A 16,484-nucleotide genomic window follows, 5' to 3' on the forward strand; every position below is an offset into this window, starting at 1 on the left:
GCCGGCCGCTAGGCCGCGTCGGCCGGTTCTTCCCAGGCGTCCTGCCCGGCGCCTTCCAGATGGGCCACGTCGCCCCAGCCGTCCACCCGCCAGCGCGCGTCGTCGACCAGCAGGCGGTTGATGCTGACGTTGTGCAGCGTATGCCGGCGCTCGGCCCGCAGCGACAGCCCTTCGGCGTGGCGATAGGCGGTATCCAGCACGCCGCTGTGGGTGAACACCAGCACGCGTTCGCCGGCATGGGCGGCGGCGATGCGGCCCAGCGCGGCCACCACGCGCTGGTGGAACTGGCGCAGCGACTCGCCGCCGTCCAGTTCGTAGTCCGGATGCCGCTCGCGCACGGCCACCGCGGCCTGGGGATGGCGCTCGGCCAGCTCGTCGAAGCTGAGCCCCTCGAAGACACCGTACTTGCGTTCGCGCAGGCCGGCATCGAGCCGCACGTCCAGCCCCAGCCGGGCGGCAGTGGGGCGCGCGGTGTCGTGGGCCCGCGCGAGATCGCTGCTATAGATAGCATGCACGTGGTCGCGCCCGGGCCGGAACCGAGCGGCGACCTGTTCGGCCTGGGCGCGGCCGAGCGCGTTCAGGGCGATGTCGAGCGTGCCCTGCACCCGGCGCAGCCGGTTCCATTCGGTCTCGCCGTGCCGGATCAGCCAGAGCTCAGTCATTGGGCGCGATCCGGCGCGGCGCCAGGGCCGGATTCAGCGTGTAGGTGCCGGTGATGGCCGCCTGCCCCAGCACGTGCTTGTCGATCGCGCGACGCACGTCGGTCCCGCCGAACTTGCCGTCGACGTCCACCCTGGGCACGTCCAGCGCATACACGGTGAACACGTAATGGTGGATGATGGAGTCGTTCCACGGCGGGCACGGGCCGTCGTAGCCGTAGTAGTCGCCGCTCATGTCGTGGTCGGCCGCGAACCACCCGGTGTAGTCGTTGACGCCCTGGCGGGTATCGCCGGGGGCCATGGGGCCGGCCTTGCCGCGCGGCGTCACGCCGTTGCAGAACTCGCCTTCCTCGATCTCGGTCTTGCCTGCAGGCACGTCCACCAGCACCCAGTGGAAGAAGTCCACGCGCGGCAGGTCGGCCGGCACCTGCTTGCCGGCCTGGTTGACGTCGTCGCCCTTGCTGGGCACGTCGTAGTCATGGCAAATGATCGCGAACGATTGCGTGCCGGCGGGCACGTCGCTCCAGGCCAGGTGGGGATTGACGTTGTCGGACAGCGTCACCTGGGTCTTGGGGTCGATCTTGCCGAAGGCATAACGCGCGGGGATGGGTTCGCCATCCATGAAGGAATTGCTCCAGAGCTTCATCGCGATACTCCTAAAAATCGTCTACCTGGACTCCGGTCCCCTCATCGTACCGTGACGCGGGCGAACTTTCGTTTACCAACTTGTACGACGTAGGTGCCGGCATCCAGCTTCAGGCCCTTGTCCTCGACCCTGGCCGCATCGACGCGCACGCCCCCCTGTTCGATATTGCGCTGGGCTTCGGACGCCGAGGCGCACAGCCCCGCCTCGCGCAGCAGCTGCAGGATGCCCAGGGGCGCGCCCGCGAGCGAGACCTCGGGCATCTGGTCGGGAATGGCCTTCTGCTTGAAACGGGCCTCGAAGTCCGCCAGGGCCTGTTCGGCGGCGGCCGCCGAGTGAAAACGTGTAACGATTTCCTGCGCCAGCATCACCTTGATGTCGCGCGGATTGCGGCCGCCCTCCGCCTCGCGCCTGAGACCGGCGATGTCCTCCAGCGACCGGAACGACAGCAACTCGTAGTAGCGCCACATCAGCGTGTCGGAAATCGACATGAGCTTGCCGAACATCGATTCAGGCGTCTCGGAAATGCCGATGTAGTTGTTCTTGGACTTGGACATCTTCTCGACGCCGTCCGTCCCTTCCAGGAGCGGCATGGTCAGGATGCACTGGGGCTCCTGGCCGTATTCCTTCTGCAGCTCGCGCCCCACCAGCAGGTTGAATTTCTGGTCGGTGCCGCCCAGTTCCAGGTCCGCCTTCAGCGCCACCGAGTCGTAGCCCTGCATCAGGGGGTACAGGAACTCGTGGACCGAGATCGGCACGCCGCCCTTGAAGCGCTTGGTGAAATCCTCGCGTTCCAGCATGCGGGCCACGGTGTAGCGCGAGGCCAGCTGGATCATGCCGCGCGCGCCCAGCGGGTCGCACCATTCCGAGTTGTAGCGGACTTCGGTGCGGGCCGGGTCCAGCACCAGGCTCGCCTGGGCGTAATAGGTCTTGGCGTTGGCCTCGATCTGCTCGCGCGTCAGCGGCGGGCGGGTGGCGTTGCGGCCGCTGGGGTCGCCGATCATCGAGGTGAAGTCGCCGATCAGGAAGATGACCGTGTGGCCCAGCTCCTGCAGCTGGCGCATCTTGTTCAGGACCACCGTGTGACCCAGGTGGATGTCGGGCGCCGTGGGGTCCAGGCCGAGCTTGATGCGCAGCGGCACGCCGGTGGCCCGACTGCGGGCGAGCTTGCGCGCGAATTCGGCCTCGACCAGCAGTTCGTCGCAGCCGCGGCGCACAATGGCCAGGTCCCGCTCGACCTCGGGTGTAACCGGATATGTCGCCGCCGCCCCGGACGTGCCAGAGGGGAGGGATACGGACGAGTCGGGTTTCGTTTCGGTCATGGCGCGAACTGCTCTGGAAAGTGTGTCAAGTGTAAACAATCGTATTGGCAGGCCCGGGGGAGTTTCTATATACTCGGCCCGTTTCGGCGACATCCCGTTGTTACAAATATGAAGGCGCGGGTTCGGTTCATGAATCGAGCCCAGCGACGCTATTTGTGCTCCGCAACAATGTTGCGACAATACAACAGGACCCGAGACACGCCGCGCTCCGGACCCGCACTCCGAAGCAATTCTAGCCCAACCGACCCCAGGGGCCAGGCCGCATGAACCGTAAGTTTTCCGGCATCGCCGGCGCGATGCTCAAGCGCATCGCCGCAGCGGTGCAACAAACCTTCTCCCGCATCACCTCCCATCCCGCCACCCTTACCATCACGTCGTCGCCGCTGAAACGCCGCATCGTCATCGGCACCGGCGCCGCCGGGCTGTTCGTCACCGCCGCCGCCATCGGCGTCGCGCCCCTGGCGCCGGACGCCTCCATGCTGCCCACGACCCGCATCGTCGAGTCGCTGACCCTGCCGGACCTGTCCGAACAGGTCGCCGAGCAGGAAGCCAAGGCGCCGGACTTCATCCGCGAGGAACGCGTCCAGCGCGGCGACTCGGTCGCCACGCTGCTGAACCGGCTGGGCGTGGACGACCCCGAGCTCGAACGCTTCATCCGCATCTCGCCCGACGCCCGCAGCTTCTACCAGCTCTACCCCGGCCGCGTGGTCCAGGCGTCCACCGACGCGCTGGGCGAGGTCCGCTGGCTGCGCTACATCCACACCCCGGGCGCCGAGTCCGGCGACAAGGTCGTCTCGCGCATGCTGCAGATCGAGCGCTCGGCGCAGGGCCTGTCCGCCCGCGACGTGCAACTCGACACCGAACGCGAGACCCGCATCGCCCACGGCGAGATCTACAGCTCGCTGTTCGGCGCCACCGACGCCGCCAACATCCCCGACAGCGTCGCCACCCAGATCGCCGAGATCCTGTCGGGCGACATCGACTTCCACCGCGACCTGCGCCGCGGCGACCACTTCAACGTGGTCTACGAAACCTATACGCACCAAGGCAACTACGTGCGGGCCGGCAAGGTCATCGCGCTCGAGTTCGTCAACAAGGGCACGCCCTACCAGGCCATCTGGTTCGACCAGCAGTCGGGCGTCAGCGGCGGCTACTACACGTTCGACGGCAAGAGCCTGCGCAAGGCCTTCCTGCGCACGCCCATGGAATTCACCCGCGTCACCTCCGGCTTCTCGCGCCGCTTCCACCCCATCCTGAAGACCTGGCGCGAACACAAGGGCGTGGATTACGGCGCGCCCACCGGCACGCCCATCCGCAGCACCGCCGACGGCACCATCGACTTCATCGGCAAGCAGAACGGCTACGGCAACGTGGTCGTAGTCCGCCACCATGGCCAGTACTCCACGCTGTACGCCCACATGAGCGCGTTCGCGCCGGGCCTGTCCAAGGGCGCCCGCGTCAGCCAGGGCCAGTTCATCGGCCGCGTCGGTTCGACCGGCTGGGCCACCGGCCCGCACCTGCACTACGAGTTCCGCATCGCCGGCAAGCCGGTCGATCCGCTCACCGTCGCGCTGCCGCAGGCCCCCGAGCTCAATGCCCGCGGCCTCGCCCTGTTCAAGCAGCAGACCGATCCCCTGCGGCACCAGATGTCGCTGCTGGCCCAGCTGAAGGACTACAGCATGCCGGCGGGCGACATGTCGCTGGCCGCCCAGTAAGGCGGTCCTTCATGGCCGAACCGTACATCGGCCTGATGTCGGGGACCAGCCTGGACGGCGTGGATGGTGTGGCCGCCGTGTTCGACGGCGGCCGCCCCCGCATCCTCGCGCACACCGACCTTGCCATGCCGCAGGCCCTGCGGGCCGAGCTGCTGGCCCTGAACACGCCGGGCCCGGACGAAATCCACAGGATGTCGCAAGCCGGCCTGGCCCTGGCGGACCTGTATGCCCGCGTCGTCGCCGAACTGCTGGCGCGGACCGGCCTGGACGCCTCCGGGGTCCGAGCGATCGGTGCCCACGGACAGACCATCCGCCACCGTCCCGATGCCGGCTACACCGTGCAATTGAACGCCCCTGCCCGCCTGGCCGAACGAACGGGCATCGCGGTCGTGGCCGACCTGCGCAGCCGCGACGTGGCCGCGGGCGGCCATGGCGCCCCGCTGGCGCCGGCCTTCCACGCGGCGGTGTTCGGCACCGGGCGGCCGCGGGCCGTGGTCAACCTGGGCGGCATCGCCAACGTCACGCTGCTGTCGCCCGCCGGGGCCGTGGGCTACGACACCGGCCCCGCCAACCTGCTGCTGGACGCCTGGTGCGCCCGGCACACCGGCCGGGACTACGATGAAGACGGCCGCTACGCCGCCTCCGGCACGCTGCGGCCGGATCTGCTGGCGGAGCTCATTGCCTCCGAACCGTGGCTGGCGGCTCCGCCGCCCAAGTCCACGGGGCGCGACCTGTTCAACACCGCGTGGCTGGACCAGCGCCTGCAGGCCTGGCAGGCCCGCCACGGCACGCTGGCGGCGGCCGACGTGCAGGCCACGTTGCAAGCCTTGACGGTCGAGACGGTGGCGCGCGAGATACGCCGCCAGCAGCCCGCCTGCGAACAGGTCTGGGTCTGCGGCGGCGGCGCGCGCAACGGTGGCCTGATGCGGGCCCTGGCCGGAGCATTGCCCTGCCCCGTGGCGCCCTCCGACGACGCGGGCGTACCGGCCCAGCAGATGGAGGCGCTGGCCTTCGCCTGGCTGGCCCATCGCCACGTTGCCGGCCTGCCCGGCAACCTGCCCGCCGTGACCGGCGCGGCCGGACCCCGCGTGCTGGGCGCCTACTACCCCGCGTAGGCCGCGCCGCACCGCTTCCGGCGGCTTTCCCTCCCCCGCTTTCTTTCCATGCCACGCCTGGGTTGCATTCGCCCAACCTCTAAAATGAATACATTTTTATCAATTAACAGAGCAACCATTTAGGTTAAACACCTAGAATCCACCGGAAAATATTGACCGCGAACATAAAAATACATACATTTCCCCAGATCTTTTCTAGCGACCAGACCGGGGTGATCCCGGCCTCCAGGAGCACCATGAGCTTCCTCGCAGGTCTACGTCTTCCGGTCTTCGCCGCCCCCATGTTCCTGGTGTCCGGACCGGAACTGGTCATCGCCGCCGCCCGGGCCGGCATCATCGGCGCCTTTCCCAACAACAACGTCCGCACCAGCGAGGACTATGGCGACTGGCTGCGGCGAATCAGCGACGCCCTGGGTTCGCACGGGGCGTCCGGGGCGCTGCCCTGGGCGGCGAACCTGATCACGCACTCGACCAATACCCGTCTGGCCGGCGACCTGGAACAGGTCCGGCGCTTTCGCCCCCCCATCGTCATCACCTCGCTGGGCAGCCCCCGCCCGGTCATGGAAACCGTGCACGGCTACGGCGGCCTGGTGTTCGCCGATGTCATCGACCTGCGGCTGGCACGCAAGGCCGCCGAGGCCGGGGTAGACGGCCTGGTCTGCGTGTGCGCGGGCGCGGGCGGACACACCGGCCACTTGTCGCCGTTCGCCTTCGTCTCCGCGGTCCGCGCGTGCTTCGACGGCTACATCGTCGCGGGCGGCGGCATCGCCGACGGCTGGGGCATCGCCGGCGCGCTGGCGGCCGGCGCGGACTTCGTCTACATGGGCACGCGCTTCCTGGCGACCCGGGAAAGCATCGCCGCCGAGGCGCACAAGCGCATGGTCGCCGCCTGCGGCATCGGCGACCTGCTGGTCAGCGACGCCGTCACCGGCACGCCGGCCTCCTGGCTGGTGCCCTCGCTGGTGCAGTGCGGCCTGGACCCGGCCAACCTGCCCTCGCCCGGGGAACGCGTCTACGACAGCGGCCGCAGCAAGGAGACCCGGCGGTGGAAAGACGTCTGGTCGGCGGGCCAGGGGCTGGGCGCCGTGCGGGACATCGCGCCGGTGGCGCAGGTCGTGGACTGGCTGGAAGACGAGTTCCAGGCGGCGCGCACGCGCTTTCTCGCCCTGGGCCAACCTTGATCCCGCGCAGGAGACATACGTGACACTCGCAGACACGCCGCGCAGCGGCCCGCTGGCCGGCGTCAAGGTCCTGGACCTGACCTGGGTCATCCTGGGCCCCTTCTGCACCCAGATGCTGGCCGACCACGGCGCCGACGTCATCAAGCTCGAAGCCCCGGAGGGCGACCCGATGCGGGCCGTGGGACCGCGCCGCACGAACGACATGGGCCCGTCCTTCCTGCAGTTGAACCGCAACAAGCGCAGCATGGCACTGGACCTGAAGCAGGAAGCATCGCGGCGAGTGCTGGAGCGGCTGATCGCCTGGTGCGACGTGTTCGTCAGCAATATGCGTCCGCAGGCGCTGGAGCGCCTGGGCCTGGACTACGATCGCGTCAGGCGCGTGAATCCCAAGGCGCTCTACGTGAGCTGCACCGGCTTCGGCGAGGACGGCCCCTATGCCGGCCGGCCGGCGTTCGACGAAGTGATCCAGGCGATGACCGGGCTGGCGGCGGCCCGGGCACGCGACGGCGACGGCATGCCGCAGTCGTGCCCCTTTCCATTGGCCGACCGCTACGCCGGCCTTTATGCCGCGTTCTGCATCAGCGCCGCCCTGGCCGCCGTCGCCCGCGACGGCGAGGGGCAGAAGCTGGAAATCCCGATGTTCGAAGTGATCGCGCAGCTGGTGCTGGCCGACCACATGATAGGCAGCGTCTTCGATCCGCCCGAGTCGGCACCCGGATACGACCGCTACCTGAACGGCCAGCGCACCTACTTCCGCACGGCGGACGGCCACCTGTGCGCCGCCATCAACACCGACCGCCAGTGGCGCAAGTTCCTCGAGGCGGCAGGTCGGACCGACCTGCTGGGGCATCCCTCGTTCGCCACCCGCGCCGCGCGTGCCCGCGAAGCGCCAGCCGTGGATCGCCAGTTGCGGGGACTGTTCGCCGGCGGCACCACCGCGCACTGGCTGGCGCTGCTGGAGAAGGCCGAGGTACCGGCGGCCCCGGTGCGCGGCATCGCCGACCTGGTGAACGATCCGCACCTGGCGGCGGTGGATTTCTTCATCCATGCGCCGCACCCCACGCAAGGCGATCTGCGCATGCCGGGCTTTCCCGCGCGCTGGAGCGCCACGCCGCCCTCGTACCGGCGGGGCGCGCCGGGACTCGGGCAGCACACGCAAGAGATACTCAGGGAACTGGGCCTGGACGACGGCCCGCGGCCCGCGTCATAGCAGGAAGGTCAGGTTGCCCAGCCACGCATCGTGGTTCATCAGCGTGATGGTCTTGCGGACGATCCGCACGCCCTGGGCCGTTGGGCGGCAGATGTGCTCCATCGTCGTCACCAGCGGCTGGATCTCGCCGATGCCGACCTGCGCGCTGTCGCCGGTGCGCATCTCGTAGATCACCTGGTTGGACTTCACCAGGAAGCCTTCGGCATGTTCCTGCACGCGCACGTTGCCGATCAGGTGCAGGGTGCGCGATGGCGGCGACTGCGCGGGAAATTCCACGTGCAGCAGGTGATAGACCCGCTCTTCCCGGCGCAGCGTGTCGTCGTGGACGATGGCGGCGTTCTGGCCCGGCTCCTCGGCCGGATCCAGCGGTATCCAGTACAGCCCGTCCTCGGTGAAGAGCTTGAGCCAGTCGTCCAGCTGCCGGGTGTCGAGCAGGTCCGCTTCGTGTATCAGCAGGGTTTCCGCGTCCGCGCGGGTCCATGTAGTGGGGAAATGCATGCGCCCGGTCTCCTCAGCGTCGCGCCATCAGTTGCTTCCACGCCAGCCACAGCGCGCGCTGGGGGGCCTCGCTGGCCGGCAGACCCTTGATGTCGCCGTTGGCCAGCCTCTCGTCCGTTTGCAGCCCGCGCTCCAGCACCAGCCAGTCCACCGCGCTGCCCGCCAGCCCCTGCTGGTTGCGCGCGAAGATGTCCACGTCGTCGGCCATGCCGTGGCCGGCCGGCCCATAGAAGCGCTCCTGGCTGCGCATCCAGCCCTCGTTGAATTCGCGCGGCGCGTCGACCAGGTCGTACAGGTAGATGGTGACCTCGGTCAGGTCCGGCGCGATCGGGCGCCAGGTGCGGATCTGCTGGTGGATCAGGCCCAGGTTGGGAAAGATCGTGCCCGACATGCGCCCGACCACGAACGCGAATTCCTCTTCGCCATGGATGTCGCGCAAGGCCTCGTAGTAGGCGCGGTTTGGGCCGTTCAGCAAGGCCTCGGGATCGGCCGTGCCGGAATTCTCCAGCTGGGCGTGGCCGTGGCGCAGCGCCCAGCTCGATCCCTTGAAGCGGATCTGGCGCATGGCCTTGGCCGACCCGCCCTTGTGTGCGCCATAGTCGCCGGTGGTTTCGCCGTACTTGGCCTGCAGCGCGACGAAGCCCTTGTGCGTGTGCAGAAAGTGGTAGGCATCGACGATGTTCTCGATCTGGAATTTCCAGTTGCCCTGGTAGCGCATGACGAATGGCTTGCCGCGCAGCGCGATGCGCCCCGCCGGCGAACGCCCGAACTTGCGGTCTATGGTCTTCTTGGCGCGTCCCAGGTAGGTGTCCAGGTCGACGGCGTCCGGGTCCAGGTTGGCGAAGATCAGCCCCCGGTAGGCATCGACCTTCGGCACCCGGTGCAAGCCTTCGGGCGCGTCGAAGTCGGGGGCATAGCCGCCCGAGTCGTTGCGTTCGGACACCGCCAGCAGCTTGCCGTCCAGGCCGAACACCCAGCCGTGGTACGGGCAGGTGAAGTCGCGCACCGTGCCGCGGGTCTCGCGCGCGATCACCGCGCCGCGGTGCACGCAGCGATTGACCAGCACGTGCACCGTGCCGTCGGCCGCCCGCGAGACGATGACGGGCTGCGTCCCGATGTAGGCCGTCTTGAAATCGCCCGGGTTGGGGATCTCGCTTTCATGGCCGACATAGACCCAGACCTTCGAGAAGACGCGCGCCATCTCGGCGTCGAACACCGCCTGATCGGTATAGGCGCGCGTGTGCACGCGGAAATGGCGTTCGTCCTGCCAGATCAGCGACGACGGATCCAGGCCGGCCTCCCCGCCTCCATGCTCTCTTGCAAACATCGCAGACATATCGATTCCTATCCTCCAACCACTAATCCATGAACCTGCCGCCCGACAGGTTCAGCGTTTCGCCCGTCACGTACGCGCCGTGGCGCGAGGCCAGGTAGAACACCGCGTGCGCCGCCTCGATGGACCGGCCCACGCGGCCGACGGGAATGCCTTTGACCACTTCCTCCATGCGGGCCTCGCTGGCGCCCGCCACCTGCACGTCGAACAGGGACGTGGCGATCACGTTGACCGTCACGCCGTGGGGCGCCAGCTCCGCCGCCATCACGCGCGAATACGCGATCAGCCCGCCCTTGGCCGCCGCATAGGGCGCCACGTGCCGATGGACGCCGGTCTTGCCGGACATCGAGGAGAACGACACGATGCGTCCGCCGCCGCGCTCCTTCATCCGGCGCGCCGCCGACTGGATGCACAGGATGGGCCCCACCAGTTCCCGCTCGATCACGTCCCGGTAGCGCGCCGCGTGCGTATCCAGCGCGTCCGCGGTGCTGACCGGCGCGGCCACGTTCACGAGGATGTCCAGCCCGCCGAGCCGAGACACGCAGGCATCGAAGAAACGCTCGACCTCGGCTTCGTCGTCCGTCTCCACCGGCAGACAGGCGGCGCCGCAGGCACCCGCCACCGACGCCGCATGCGCCGCGTCCTCCGCCGATGTCACGCCGACCACGACCTTGGCGCCGCGCGCCGCGAAGGCCCGCAGCAGTTCCGGGCCCGACCCCAGCGCGCCGCCCACCAGGACGACGGCGGAACCGGCGAACTCCGCCGGATCACCGGGCGCATCCCACTTGAGCGTGTCATCCATGACGGCTTCCTCCCGGCTTGGGGCCTAGTTGGCCGTGATGTTGTTCTTGCGGATGATGGCGCTGAAGCGGGCCAGCTGCATGTCCATCAGTTCCTGCAGCGCCTGCGGCGAAGACGGCTTCACGTCCAGCCCGGTCTTCTCCAGGGCCGACTTGACGTCGGGCAGCTCCAGGATGCGCGTCATCTCCTTGTTGAGCTTGTCGATGATGGCGGCCGGCGTTCCCTTGGGCGCCAGGAAGCCGTACCAGGCGGGCATGCCCGGCGTGATCCCCAGTTCCGCGAACGACGGCACGCCCGGCGCGCTGCGCTGGCGCTCGGAACTCGACACGCCCAGGTTGCGCAACTGGCCGGACTCGATGAAGGGGCGCAGCGTATGGGTGGCGACGAACATGGCGTCCACGTGCCCCGCGATCACGTCATTGACGCCGGGCGCCGTGCCTTTGTAGGGCACGTGCAGGAACGAGGTGTGCGTGGCGTCCTCGAACTCGGCCAGCAGGATGTGCGACGGCGAGCCCACGCCCGCGGACGCGAAATTGATCTTGCCGGGGTTGGCCTTGGCCGCGGCCACCAGGTCGGCCATCGTCCGGTAGCCCTTGCCGGGATTCACCGCCAGCGAATTGGTGCCGCGCGCCGCGATCATCACCGGCGTCAGGTCCTTCATGGGATTGAAGGACGGCGAGGGATAGAGGATGGACGTGATGACGAGATTGCTCGCGGTCACCACCAGCGTGTAGCCGTCGGGCGCCGCGCGCGCCACCTGCTCGGCCCCCAGGTGGCCGGCCAGGCCGGTCTTGTTCTCGACGATGACGGGCTGCTTCCAGCTTTCGAACAGTTTTTCGCCGACCAGCCTGGCGATGTTGTCCATGCCGGTTCCCGGGGTGAAGGGAACGATGAAGCGCAAGGGCTTGGACGGGAAATCGACCGCCGCGTCGGCCGCTGCCACGGCGGTCGATACGCAGCCAAAGGCCAGGAGCACAGCACACGACGTGATACGCATTTGACTCTCCCAAGATATGGACAGACACGGAGGACCCTCCTCCGCGCCTTGCTGCAGGACGCCAGCGGCGTCAGCCCGAGGGAGGCACGTCGACCAGCACCATGCCTTCCTCGATACGTACCGGATACACCTGGATCGGAATGCTGACCGGGCCCGAAACCGGACGGCCGGTGGGAATGTGGAACACGCCTTCGTGCAAGGGGCACTCCACGCAGTCGCCGCTGACGAAGCCTTCCGCCAGGTGCGCCTTCGCGTGCGTGCAGATGTCGTGCGTGGCATGGACGCGGCCGTCCAGCTTGTACAGCGCGAGGGGCTCGCCCTCCACGCACACCGAGACGGCATCGCCCTCGGGTACGTCGTCGAACTTGATCGTCTGGCACCAGACCATGAAAGCTCCGTCTATGACCGGGAATCGTCCGGCGCCGCGGCCGGGCCGCGCTGCTGGGCATTGCGCAGCGCCGTTGCCAGCGGCACCGCCGGGTCCGCCAGTTCCGCGGCATCCACGCCCCGGCCCGCGGCCACGAGCTGGCGCACGATACGGCGGTCCCGGCCGCTGTTGAACAACTCCGCCCCGACCAGCACGCCGGCCGCGTCGAAGTGGAAACCCACCGCCTTGCCCGCGCCGGCCTCGCGCGCGACGTACCGGACAGCGCCCGCCGGCCAGCCCACGATCTGCAGATTCATGTCGAACTGGTCCGTCCAGAACCACGGCGCCTCGTCGGCGGCGGGCTCCGCCGGCAGCGGCCCGCCGCCCTGTTCGATGCGCGCGATGGCGGCGGCGGCCCGTACGGCCTGGCGCTGGGCGTTCTCCCAGGACTCCAGGCGGATGCGGCAGCCGCCACCGGCCTCGCGCGGCGCGGCGATGTCGCCGATCGCATAGATGCCTTGCGCCGACGTCCGGCACGCCGCGTCCACCAGGACGCCGTGCACGGGCGGCGGATTCAGGGCCAGGCCCGCGCGCTCGGCCAGCGCGACGTCGGGCAGCGCGCCCATGCCGGCCAGCACCACGTCCGCCTCGCCCTGCGCGCCATCGTCCAGCACGTACCGGAAGGCCGGCCCCGCGCGCGCGATGTCGACGGGCGCGCGGCTCAGCTTCACCTCCACGCCCTGCCCGGCATGCAGCGCGAGCACGCGTTCGGCCGCCCACGCGCTGACGGCGCGCGGCAACAGCCTCGGCTGTTTCTCCACCACCGTCACGCGGCACCCCAGGCGGGTGGCGGACGCGGCCACCTCCAGTCCCACGAAGCCGCCGCCGATCAGCAGCACGCGCTGCCCGGGGCGCACTGCTTCCCTGAGGCGCGCGGCGTCGGCCGCGTTACGCAGCGCCAGCACGTCGCCCGGCGCAAGGCCGGCGAAGGCCGGCATCCGCGCCACGGAGCCGGTCGCCAGTACCAGGTGGCGATAGGCGAGGGATGCGCCATCGGCAAGATCCACGCGGCGCGCGGCCGGATCGATGGCCATGGCCCGGGCCGCAGGCCGCAGGACGATACCGGCGGCCTCATAGCTGGCCGCCGGCGCGATCGGCGCCAGGCGGCCGTCCTCCAGCAGGAACGATTTGGACAGCGGCGGCCGCTCGTAGGGCTCGGCACCCTCGTCGCCCAGCAGCGTGACCGATCCGGCATAGCCCGCCTGGCGCAGGGCATGAGCGCAGCGCGCCCCCGCATGGCCGGCACCGACGATGACCACGCCTGGCGTCATGGCGCCTCCACGCCCTTCGCGCCGGCTCCCAACAGGGCGCACAGCGGCTGGATGCTGGCCGCCGCGTCCAGCGCGCGAACCGCTTCCAGGATGTCCCGGGTACGCTGGGCGCCCATGACCGGTTCGACGTTGACGCGCAGCTTTTCCTCGAAGTCGGCATCGGAGAAAGGCTTGAGCCTGTGCCCGGGCGGCGGGCCCGCTTCGCCCACGATCACCTCGCCGGTGTCCAGCGTGACCTCCACCCGCGCCAGGAATCCCGCGGCCGCGCCGCCGCCCAGTTCGGCGGCCGGTTCGACCACGAGCCGGTCGTTCAGCAGTGTCCGCACGTCGGGACGCATGACCCGCTCCTTGTCGAAGGTGCCCGTGTCCACCCGGCCGTCGAGCAGCGCCATCGCGACAATGCAGGGCAGCGAATGATCGGCCGTCTCGCGCGACACCGGATGCCACGGGTCCGCCCGCTGGCTGACCAGATGGTCGTACACGCCCTCGTCGGCGCGCACGCGGATGCCGGCGATCCGGGCGGGATCGGGAATCCGGCGCCGCGCTTCCAGCGCGGCCTGGATGGCGCTTTGCCCGCGCGACCCGACCGGCCACAGTTTGTAGGTCACCCGTTCGACGGCCGACAGGGGCTGCACGGGGTCCAGGCGGCGCAGCAGCGCCTCGCGGTCTTCCTCGGCCAGTTCCAGACGGGCCAGGAAACCGTACTTGCCCTCGAACGGCCGGACCGCGCCTTCGGCCCCCGCTTCCGCGAGCAGGCAGGCATACACCGACTGCCGGACGGCGTCGCTGCCGTTGAAGCGCTTCCACATGGTCAGGTCGCCGCGCCGGTTCAGGTCGTTGGACTCGACCTCCAGGCTGGCGGAATGGGGAATCACGGTGATCGCCAGGGCGTCGGCAGCCTGCTCTTCCGACAGGTCCAGCATGCGGGCCGCCGCGCAGGTGCAGGCAATGGCCACGATGTTGGGATAGTCCAGGCCGCCGTTGCGCAGGCGCAGGCCGTCGAACAGCGCCACCGCGACCTCGTAGCCCAGCGCGATGGCACCGATCAGCCCCTGGCCGTCGATGCCGCGCCACTGCGCCAGGGCCATCAGGCCCGGAATCATGTCGCTGGGATGGCCCCCCGACTTGCCGATGTACAGGTCGTTGTAGTCATAGGCGCGCAGCGGCACGCCGTTCACCAAGGCCGCGGCTTCGGCGGTAACGCATTCGCCCGTGCCCCATATCGTCGCCCCCTGGGCCACGACGGCATGGCGCGCGTAGCGCCGGGCCGCCACGGCGGCGGGGTGCGTCAGAGCGCCCAGCGCCACGGCCAGCGTATCCAGCAATGCGGCTTTCACCGCGCGGTCCACCGACGCGCCGCATTCCAGCGCCGCATGCCGGGAGAACGCAGCCAGGGCCCGCAGCATGCGATCGGAAGTCGTTGTCACTTTGCCTTTCTCCAAGAGTCCGGACGAACGCCCGGGGTCAGGTATAGCCCTGGGCCTTGGCGGCCCCCTGCGTCTCGCCCAGCGCCGCGCGGATTTCCTGGCGCGCGCCGGCCTGCAGCAGAGCGGAGTCCTTGATGACGGTGATCAGGCCGAACCCGCGTTCGGCGTAGGCGCGGCCGGATGTCCCGGTGGCGCACTGGATCCCGGCGACGATGCCGTGCCGACGGCAGGCCTGGAAGATCCGCTCGACCGCGGCGACGTGCTCGGCCTCGGTCTTGTCCAGGTCAGGCGGCAGGCCCAGCCCCAGGGCCAGGTCGGCGGGGCCGATATAGATGCCGTCCAGGCCCGGCGTGGACGCAATCTCGTCGATGTTGTCCAGCGCCTCGCGGGTCTCGACCATGACGAAGCACAGCACGGCGTCGCCCAGGGCCTGGGTGTCGCGCGTGGCGCTGACCAGCGCGGCGCGGATGGGGCCGTAGGACCGTATTCCCGAAGGCGGATAGCGGCACGCCCGCACCGCCGCGGCGGCTTCCTCGCGGCTGTTGACCAGCGGCACGATGACGCCCTGGGCGCCCGCGTCCAGCGCCTTGCCTATCATCCATCCCTCGTTGGCCGGCACGCGCGTGAACGGCACCGCGCCCCGGCCCTCCGCGGCGCGATACATGTCCAGGGTCTGCGCATAGTCGATCAGCCCATGCTGCTGATCGACGCAGACGTAGCCCACGCCCTGCTGCGCGATCAGCTCCACGGAAAACGGCGTGGGCAGCACCGCCCAGCCGCCGAACACCGGCTTCCCGGCCCGCCATGCCTCGCGCAACACCCCCGCTGTGCTCATCGCCGCCTCCTGAAAATGGATGCACTAGGATTACATCAATCTCCAAAAAAGGATACATTTTTGTCTAATTCCTAGGGTAAACACCAAAAATTCCCTATAAATAAGTCGATATCGCTCAAGCGCATCATCTTGAGACAATAAAAATGAATACATTTTTGGCTTTTTGCAGATGTGATACTGTCTGAAGCACAAGCCCAGATCAAGACTCTCTTCAGGCACCATCGGAATCACAGGGTGACTCAGTGACCCACGACTCGACCGGCAGCGACGCGGCGTTGCATCAGAACGGCCAGGACGGCCCCCTTGCCGGCCCTCCCGTGCCGCCGCCCGCCCCGCCCCGCGCCTCGCGCGGGGACCTGCACGACGTCTACGAACGTTTGCGCCACGACATCCTGGATGGCAGCATCCCGGCCGGCTCCATGCTGAACCAGGTGCATATCGCCAAGCGGCTGAACGTCAGCCGCACCCCCGTGCGGGAAGCGCTGCGCATGCTCCAGGCGGAAGGCCTGGTCGAGGTCAATTTCCAGCATCGGATCCGGGTCGTCCCCATCACGCCCGAGGAAATCGATTCGGTCTACGCCATGTGGCTGCTGATGGCCTGCCTGGGCATCTCGCTGACGGTACCTCGCCTGGATGCAGGCGACATCGCGCGCATCCGCGCCGCGCTCGAGGCCATGAACGGCAGCCAGCCGGCGGGCGACTGGGCGCACCGCCACATCGAGTTCCACAAGCTGCTGATCATGCACGCGGGCGACCACATCGTGAACGCCTACGAGAATTGCCGCACCAACTCCGAACGCGCCCGCAAGTCGTTCATGGGGCAGCAGCAGCCGTATTCCTGGCTGGCGTCGGAAGAGGAACACAGCGCATTGGTCGACGCCTATGCGGCGCGGGACCAGGACCGGGCGATCCAGATCATGAGCCGGCAGCTGTCCCGCATCGCGCTGACGGTCATGGGCAACATCGACCCCACCTACGAACCCACGGCGATCCGGCAGGCCATGAAGCTGGTCACGCGGCCCGCGGGCGCGGGTCGCTGACGGGCCGGCG

At 68.9% G+C, this 16,484-nt stretch carries 16 protein-coding genes; 5 read left to right on the top strand and 11 right to left on the bottom strand.

Annotated features, from left to right (window positions below; all coding sequences use genetic code 11):
- Positions 1-8 precede the first annotated feature (8 nt).
- The 3 genes from WKR98_RS27420 to tyrS are packed head-to-tail and all read right to left on the bottom strand — an operon-like array spanning position 9 to position 2,624.
- Entirely contained in the window at positions 9-662 is a 654-nt protein-coding gene (locus WKR98_RS27420; protein ID WP_124691091.1) for a histidine phosphatase family protein, read from the bottom strand.
- Positions 655-1,305: a YbhB/YbcL family Raf kinase inhibitor-like protein gene (locus WKR98_RS27425; RefSeq protein WP_124691092.1), complete on the bottom strand. Its 651-nt coding sequence runs from the start codon at positions 1,303-1,305 to the stop codon at positions 655-657. The genes WKR98_RS27420 and WKR98_RS27425 overlap by 8 nt, the downstream gene beginning before the upstream one ends.
- A gap of 41 nt (positions 1,306-1,346) precedes the next feature.
- Positions 1,347-2,624, bottom strand: a complete 1,278-nt coding sequence (tyrS, locus tag WKR98_RS27430) for a tyrosine--tRNA ligase (RefSeq protein ID WP_341435227.1) — start codon at positions 2,622-2,624, stop codon at positions 1,347-1,349.
- Between the two features lie 263 nt (positions 2,625-2,887).
- Between tyrS and WKR98_RS27435 the strand changes: the two genes are divergently transcribed.
- The 4 genes from WKR98_RS27435 (at position 2,888) to WKR98_RS27450 (ending at position 7,845) form a co-directional block, all read left to right on the top strand.
- Complete coding sequence (locus WKR98_RS27435) at positions 2,888-4,339, top strand: M23 family metallopeptidase (protein ID WP_341435228.1); 1,452 nt, start codon at positions 2,888-2,890, stop codon at positions 4,337-4,339.
- An 11-nt stretch (positions 4,340-4,350) separates the two neighbouring features.
- A complete protein-coding gene (locus WKR98_RS27440) occupies positions 4,351-5,454 on the top strand; it encodes an anhydro-N-acetylmuramic acid kinase (protein ID WP_341435229.1) in 1,104 nt (367 codons plus the stop codon).
- 236 nt (positions 5,455-5,690) lie between these two features.
- Complete coding sequence (locus WKR98_RS27445; RefSeq protein WP_124691095.1) at positions 5,691-6,635, top strand: NAD(P)H-dependent flavin oxidoreductase; 945 nt, start codon at positions 5,691-5,693, stop codon at positions 6,633-6,635.
- Positions 6,636-6,654: 19 nt separating this feature from the next.
- Entirely contained in the window at positions 6,655-7,845 is a 1,191-nt protein-coding gene (locus WKR98_RS27450) for a CaiB/BaiF CoA transferase family protein (protein ID WP_341435230.1), read from the top strand.
- Here WKR98_RS27450 and WKR98_RS27455 read toward each other — a convergent pair.
- From WKR98_RS27455 to WKR98_RS27490, 8 genes are all read right to left on the bottom strand, one after another.
- Positions 7,840-8,343 carry an aromatic-ring-hydroxylating dioxygenase subunit beta gene (locus WKR98_RS27455; protein ID WP_124691097.1) on the bottom strand — a complete coding sequence of 168 codons (504 nt, stop codon included), beginning with the start codon at positions 8,341-8,343 and terminating at the stop codon, positions 7,840-7,842. The genes WKR98_RS27450 and WKR98_RS27455 overlap by 6 nt on opposite strands.
- 13 nt (positions 8,344-8,356) lie before the next feature.
- Positions 8,357-9,679 (bottom strand): aromatic ring-hydroxylating oxygenase subunit alpha, encoded by a 1,323-nt coding sequence (locus tag WKR98_RS27460; protein ID WP_341435231.1) that lies wholly within the window; start codon positions 9,677-9,679, stop codon positions 8,357-8,359.
- Between the two features lie 22 nt (positions 9,680-9,701).
- Positions 9,702-10,478, bottom strand: coding sequence for an SDR family NAD(P)-dependent oxidoreductase (locus WKR98_RS27465; protein ID WP_124691099.1), 777 nt, complete (start codon positions 10,476-10,478; stop codon positions 9,702-9,704).
- A 24-nt stretch (positions 10,479-10,502) separates the two neighbouring features.
- Entirely contained in the window at positions 10,503-11,474 is a 972-nt protein-coding gene (locus WKR98_RS27470; protein ID WP_124691100.1) for a Bug family tripartite tricarboxylate transporter substrate binding protein, read from the bottom strand.
- A 70-nt stretch (positions 11,475-11,544) separates the two neighbouring features.
- Positions 11,545-11,862 (bottom strand): non-heme iron oxygenase ferredoxin subunit, encoded by a 318-nt coding sequence (locus tag WKR98_RS27475; RefSeq protein WP_124691101.1) that lies wholly within the window; start codon positions 11,860-11,862, stop codon positions 11,545-11,547.
- 11 nt (positions 11,863-11,873) lie between these two features.
- Entirely contained in the window at positions 11,874-13,172 is a 1,299-nt protein-coding gene (locus tag WKR98_RS27480) for an NAD(P)/FAD-dependent oxidoreductase (RefSeq protein WP_341435232.1), read from the bottom strand.
- Complete coding sequence (locus WKR98_RS27485) at positions 13,169-14,599, bottom strand: MmgE/PrpD family protein (RefSeq protein WP_341435233.1); 1,431 nt, start codon at positions 14,597-14,599, stop codon at positions 13,169-13,171. Before WKR98_RS27485 ends, WKR98_RS27480 begins: the two co-directional genes overlap by 4 nt.
- Positions 14,600-14,636: 37 nt before the next feature.
- Positions 14,637-15,434: an HpcH/HpaI aldolase family protein gene (locus tag WKR98_RS27490; RefSeq protein WP_341435234.1), complete on the bottom strand. Its 798-nt coding sequence runs from the start codon at positions 15,432-15,434 to the stop codon at positions 14,637-14,639.
- A 242-nt stretch (positions 15,435-15,676) separates the two neighbouring features.
- On the opposite strand from WKR98_RS27490, the gene WKR98_RS27495 reads away from it, so the two are divergent.
- Positions 15,677-16,474: a GntR family transcriptional regulator gene (locus WKR98_RS27495; protein WP_124691105.1), complete on the top strand. Its 798-nt coding sequence runs from the start codon at positions 15,677-15,679 to the stop codon at positions 16,472-16,474.
- Positions 16,475-16,484 lie beyond the last annotated feature (10 nt).

Origin of the sequence: Pigmentiphaga sp. YJ18 (assembly GCF_038066655.1) — a bacterium.
GTDB lineage: Bacteria > Pseudomonadota > Gammaproteobacteria > Burkholderiales > Burkholderiaceae_B > Pigmentiphaga.